This window comes from Aeromicrobium piscarium, from assembly GCF_007421815.1.
GTDB lineage: Bacteria > Actinomycetota > Actinomycetes > Propionibacteriales > Nocardioidaceae > Aeromicrobium > Aeromicrobium piscarium.
Genome location: NZ_VLNT01000037.1, coordinates 1 through 5,307 on the forward strand (window position 1 = coordinate 1; position 5,307 = coordinate 5,307).

General features: G+C 67.0%; 8 protein-coding genes, 1 tRNA gene and 2 rRNA genes. 10 read left to right on the plus strand and 1 reads right to left on the minus strand.

The window, feature by feature from the left end; all coding sequences use genetic code 11:
* The 10 genes from FNM00_RS18555 to FNM00_RS18930 form a co-directional block, all read left to right on the plus strand.
* Positions 1-223: ribosomal RNA gene (locus tag FNM00_RS18555) — 23S ribosomal RNA — on the plus strand; the annotation flags it as partial.
* Between the two features lie 90 nt (positions 224-313).
* Positions 314-430: ribosomal RNA gene (gene rrf / locus FNM00_RS18560) — 5S ribosomal RNA — on the plus strand.
* A gap of 77 nt (positions 431-507) precedes the next feature.
* Complete coding sequence (locus FNM00_RS18565; protein WP_143915018.1) at positions 508-1,407, plus strand: tetratricopeptide repeat protein; 900 nt, start codon at positions 508-510, stop codon at positions 1,405-1,407.
* A gap of 131 nt (positions 1,408-1,538) precedes the next feature.
* Positions 1,539-2,786, plus strand: coding sequence for a glutamate-5-semialdehyde dehydrogenase (locus FNM00_RS18570; protein WP_143915019.1), 1,248 nt, complete (start codon positions 1,539-1,541; stop codon positions 2,784-2,786).
* 19 nt (positions 2,787-2,805) lie between these two features.
* Positions 2,806-2,949, plus strand: coding sequence for a hypothetical protein (locus FNM00_RS18925; RefSeq protein ID WP_185973256.1), 144 nt, complete (start codon positions 2,806-2,808; stop codon positions 2,947-2,949).
* A 5-nt stretch (positions 2,950-2,954) separates the two neighbouring features.
* Positions 2,955-3,569, plus strand: a complete 615-nt coding sequence (nadD, locus tag FNM00_RS18575) for a nicotinate-nucleotide adenylyltransferase (protein ID WP_143915020.1) — start codon at positions 2,955-2,957, stop codon at positions 3,567-3,569.
* Positions 3,566-3,925, plus strand: a complete 360-nt coding sequence (rsfS, locus tag FNM00_RS18580) for a ribosome silencing factor (protein WP_143915021.1) — start codon at positions 3,566-3,568, stop codon at positions 3,923-3,925. Before nadD ends, rsfS begins: the two co-directional genes overlap by 4 nt.
* A gap of 1 nt (position 3,926) precedes the next feature.
* Positions 3,927-4,580, plus strand: a complete 654-nt coding sequence (locus FNM00_RS18585; RefSeq protein WP_205199361.1) for a histidine phosphatase family protein — start codon at positions 3,927-3,929, stop codon at positions 4,578-4,580.
* A gap of 57 nt (positions 4,581-4,637) precedes the next feature.
* Positions 4,638-4,710: transfer RNA gene (locus tag FNM00_RS18590), tRNA-Ala, on the plus strand.
* Positions 4,711-4,714: 4 nt separating this feature from the next.
* Positions 4,715-5,074 carry a hypothetical protein gene (locus FNM00_RS18930; protein WP_185973257.1) on the plus strand — a complete coding sequence of 120 codons (360 nt, stop codon included), beginning with the start codon at positions 4,715-4,717 and terminating at the stop codon, positions 5,072-5,074.
* Here the strand turns inward: FNM00_RS18930 and FNM00_RS18600 are convergent.
* The coding region (locus FNM00_RS18600) for an integrase core domain-containing protein (protein ID WP_143915023.1) at positions 5,049-5,307 on the minus strand (259 nt) is incomplete at its 5' end. The genes FNM00_RS18930 and FNM00_RS18600 overlap by 26 nt on opposite strands.

The following is a 5,307-nucleotide window of genomic DNA, read 5'->3' on the forward strand; positions in this document are numbered from 1 at the left end:
CGAACCTCTGGTGTGCCAGTTGTACCGCCAGGTGCACGGCTGGTTGGCTACGTTCGGAAGTGATAACCGCTGAAAGCATCTAAGCGGGAAGCACGTTTCAAGATGAGGTTTCCCACCCGCCATGGGTTAAGGCCCCCAGCAGACCACTGGGTTGATAGGCCAGAAGTAGAAGCACAGCAATGTGTGGAGCTGACTGGTACTAATAGGCCGAGGGCTTGTCACCCAACACATACTTTTCGAGTTGTTCGCGTCCACTATGAGGTTCCCAGACCATCACCGACTATTAATTGGATAGTTGGATGGTTGATAGAGTTACGGCGACCATAGCGAAGGGGAAATACCCGGTCACATTCCGAACCCGGAAGTCAAGCCCTTCAGCGCCGATGGTACTGCACTGGAGACGGTGTGGGAGAGTAGGACGTCGCCGGACAAACATTAGCGCGAGGCCGCCCCAAACACACCTGGGGCGGCCTCGCCGCATTTCACCAGATGTATCAAGGAAGCACTATGTCAGCTGAATCGAAGAGACCACGTCAGGGCCAGGGCCGCGGGGGCCCCGGCGGCAAGCAGCGCCCACAGGGCGCGTCCGGACGTCCCGGTGGTGGACGCGGTCGACCAGCAGGCAAGGACGGCAAGCCCGGTCGAGACGGCAAGCCGGCGCAGAGCCGCGGCGGTCGCCAGGGCGGGGCGCCGCGCGATCGTCGGCAGGAGCCCCGCGAGCGCACCGAGGCGCAGAAGGTCTACGACGGACCTCCCATCCCCGATGACGTCAGCGCGAAGGATCTCGATCGCTTCGCTCGCCAGGAACTGCAGAACATCCCCCCGAAGCTGGCCGAGAAGGTCGCCCGGCACTTGGTGATGGCGGGCTCGCTGTTGCACGAAGACCCGGCGCTGGCCCATCAGCATGCTCTCGCTGCCCGTGCGCGCGCGATGCGCAACGGCCTCGTGCGCGAGGCCACCGGCGAGACCGCGTACGCGCTCGGCAACTGGTCCGAGGCGCTCGCGGAGTTCCGCGCCGCCCGGCGGATCACCGGCCGGGCGATCTACGCCCCGATGATGGCCGACTGCGAGCGCGCATTGAAGCGTCCGCAGAAGGCTCTTGAGTACGACACGTCCGAGATCCGCGCGCAGCTCGACGAGGGCGGCAATGCGGAGCTCACCATCGTCGTCGCCGGCGCACGGCGTGACATGGGACAGGTCGAGGCCTCGTTGCAGCTGCTCGAAGCCGAGAACCTGATGAGCAAGAGCCGCGCCGACTGGGTGGCTCGGCTCCGCTACGCCTATGCCGACACCCTGCTGGCGGCGGGACGTCGCGATGAAGCCGTGAGCTGGTTCCACCGGGTGGTCGCGGTCGACGGCGACAAGCTCACCGACGCCGAAGAGCGGCTCGCCGAGCTCGAAGGCTGACCCGCACTGGCCTTGCGCGCCCTCGCCGGTGGGCGGTCTGGGATAACTCACCGCCCGCCGGGTGCGTGGGGGTCACCGCCGGCGGTGACCGAGGACGTAACGCATCCTTCCAGGTCATCTAGACTGCCCGCATGAAGCAGATGGTCCACGATGCGGCGCGGCGGGCGCGATCCGCGGCGACGGTACTCGCGCAGGCCTCGCGCGCGGAGAAGGACGCCGCGCTGATCGCGATGGCCGAGGCGCTGGTCGCTGCGACGGAGGAAATCCTCGCGGCGAATGCGCTCGACGTCGCCGGTGCCCGCGAGGAGGGGACCCCGGAGAACGTCGTCGACCGGCTGTCCCTCGACGCCGGTCGCGTGGCCGCCTTTGCCGATGGCGTGCGCCAGGTGGCCGCGCTGCCCGACCCCGTCGGCGAAGTGGTCCGCGGCTCCAGCCTGCCGAACGGACTCGAGCTGCGGCAGATCCGCGTGCCCATGGGGGTCATCGGCATGATCTACGAGGGACGACCCAATGTCACGGCCGATGCGGCGGCGATCTGTCTCAAGGCAGGGAGCGCCTCGCTGCTGCGGGGATCGCGCAACGCGGCACGGTCCAATGCCGCGATCGTCGCCGTCATGCGCGACGCTCTCGCTGCCACGGGACTGCCGGCCGACCTCATCCAGGCCATCGCGGCCGATGACCGTTCCTCGGCGACGCACCTGATGCAAGCCCGTGGCCTGGTGGACCTGGTGATCCCACGCGGAGGAGCGGGACTGATCCGCGCCGTGGTAGAGGAGTCGACGGTTCCCGTCATCGAGACGGGCACCGGCAATGTCCACGTGTACGTCGACGCCGATGCCGACCTCGAGATGGCGCTGGACATCGTCGTGAACTCCAAGACCCAGCGCACGAGTGTCTGCAATGCGGCCGAGTCGCTGCTGGTCCATGCGAATATCGCCGAAGAGTTCGTCCCGAAGATCGTCGCGGCCCTCCACGAACGCGATGTGCTGATCCACGGTGACGCGTCGTTCCAGGCAGCCGATCCATCGATCGTCCCCGTGACCGAGGAGGACGATGCCACCGAGTTCCTGGCCTCGGAGATCTCCGCACGGGTCGTCGACTCGCTCGACGCGGCGATCGATCACATCCGGTGTTACTCCTCGGGGCATACGGAGGCCATCGTGACGCGGTCGCTCGCTTCCGCGCAGCGGTTCACGCGCGGGGTCGACTCGGCCGCCGTGATGGTCAATGCCTCGACGCGGTTCACCGACGGAGGAGAGTTCGGCTTCGGCGCCGAGATCGGCATCTCGACGCAGAAGCTCCACGCCCGGGGTCCGATGGGCCTGCGCGAGATGACCACGACCACCTATCTGGTGACCGGCGACGGCCAGCTGCGATGACCGCTGGTAGATTGTCCCCATGCTCGATCTGCTGAAGTTCGCCGAGGAGGCCGGTCACGAGCCGGCGATCGCCGCTCCGCTCGTGGGCGTCGGCGCGTTCGTGTTCCTGTTCATCCTGCTGCTGATCCTCGTCGCCTTCGGCAAGGGCCGCGAGCACACCTGAGCCAGATGGCCGACGAACGCCGCCGCATCGGGGTGATGGGCGGAACGTTCGACCCCATCCACCACGGTCACCTCGTCGCCGCGAGCGAGGTGCAGTCCTGGTTCGACCTCGACGAGGTCATCTTCGTGCCGACGGGGCAACCGTGGCAGAAGGCCGACCGTGACGTGTCGCCCGCCGAGGACCGGTACCTCATGACGGTCATCGCGACGGCAGCCAACCCACGCTTCCAGGTCAGCCGGGTCGACATCGATCGGCACGGCCCGACCTACACCATCGACACCCTGCGCGACCTTGCCGCGCAGCACCCCGATGACGAGTTGTACTTCATCACCGGCGCCGACGCGATGGCCGCCATCTTGACGTGGCGCGATCACGACGAACTCTTCGATCTGGCGCACTTCGTCGGCTGTACCCGGCCAGGGCATGAGATGGACGCCGAGACGATCCGCAGGCTCCCGCACGACCGCGTCACGCTGGTGGAGATCCCCGCGCTCGCGATCTCGTCGACCGACTGCCGTGTACGCGTGCACAAGGGCGAGCCGGTCTGGTATCTCGTGCCCGACGGGGTCGTGCAGTACATCGGCAAGCACCGTCTGTACCAACCTGAGGACCCATCATGACCGCTACCGAACGAGCCGTCGAGCTCGCCCGTGCCGCTGCCGAGGCCGCCGACGACAGGAAGGCCACGCAGATCGTGGCCTTCGACGTCTCCGAGCAGCTGTACATCACCGATATCTTCGTGCTCTGCACCGGCGCCAACCCGCCACAGATGTCCGCGATCCGCGACGCGGTGGAGGAGAAGCTGCTGTCCCTCGGGGCCAAGCCGGTCCGCCGCGAGGGCGAACGCGAGGGCAGGTGGGTCCTGCTCGACTATGCCGATATCGTCGTCCACATCCAGCACTCTGAGGAACGGGAGTTCTACGGCCTCGAGCGCCTGTGGAGCGACTGCCCGACGGTCGACCTCGGGCTGGGCTGACGTGGCGCATCGACGGGTCATCGTCTGGCGGCACGGCCGTACGGCCTGGAACGTCGCGGGACGCGTCCAGGGGCAGAGCGATGTGCCGCTCGATGAGGTGGGACGAGCGCAGGCGAAGGAGGCGGCCGGCTATCTCGCCGCGCTCGCCCCGAGCAGGATCGTGTCGTCTGACCTCAAGCGGGCGGCGTCGACCGCTGCGGCCCTGGGTGAGGTGGCCGGTCTGCCCGTCGAGCTCGACCGGCGGTTCCGTGAGATGGACTTCGGTGCTCGCGAGGGCCTGACCTGGCCGCAGGCCTGGGACCGGATGCCCGAGGCGATGCAGGCGTGGGTCGACGGGGACGAGACGAAGGTGCCGGGCAGCGAGACCCATCGTCAGGCGGGGGACCGTTTCGCCGACGCCTTGCGTGACACGCTCGATTCGATCGGCCGCGATCAGACGCTCGTCGTGGTAGCCCACGGCGCCGTCATCCGCACCGGTGTCTCGTCCTTCCTCGATCTGCCGGAGAGCTCGTGGCGGACCCTCGGCGGCATGGCGAACTGCAACTGGTCGGTGCTGGAGGAGAGCCGCTATCGCGACTGGTCGGAGTGGCGCCTCGCCGAATGGAACACCGGCAGCCTGCCCGAGCCCGTGCTGTCCGATGACGAGGAAGCGTGACGGCACCCCCGGGGTGGGGCGGCTAGGTCCCATCCGATAGAGTTGACGAGGTTCAACGGGGCTATGGCGCAGTTGGTAGCGCGCTTCCATGGCATGGAAGAGGTCAGGGGTTCGAATCCCCTTAGCTCCACCCTGTGCACAAGGCTCGAACCCTTGCCAATGGAATCGTTGGCTGGGGTTCGGGCCTTGTCGCCGTTCTGGGTCCAGTTGAGGGCGTTGGCGTTGACCTCGGGGTCGAGGAGCATCTCGAAGGGCCGGTTGTTCTCGACGCGGAGTTCGTTGTCTTCGTCGATGTAGACCTTGGTGAAGAAGGCTTGGTTGCACAGGCGCCGGTTGGCGTCGTCGCACCGTTGGTAGATGTCGGCGCAGTTGGCCAGGAGTCCGAGGGCGTCGTCGAGGTGGGCGCGGGCGTCGGCGTAGTCGCCGTGGTGGGCGTCGATATGAACCGCCCCAGGTTCGCTGCCGCTCCTATGCGGGTTGCGGCTCTCGGTTGAGGGCCGCGTAGTGGGCTTGCTCGGACTCTGTTGGGGTCATCATCCCAAGAGAGCCGTGCAGGCGCCTGGTGTTGTACCAATCGACCCATCCGGCGGTGGCGTACTCGACGTCCCCGATGGTCCGGTAGGGGCCGGTGTGGAAGACCGTGGTGCGGACGCACTCGGTCTTGTAGAGCCCGATCACGCACTCCATGAGCGCATTGTCATACGCATCGGCAACCGACCCGATCGAG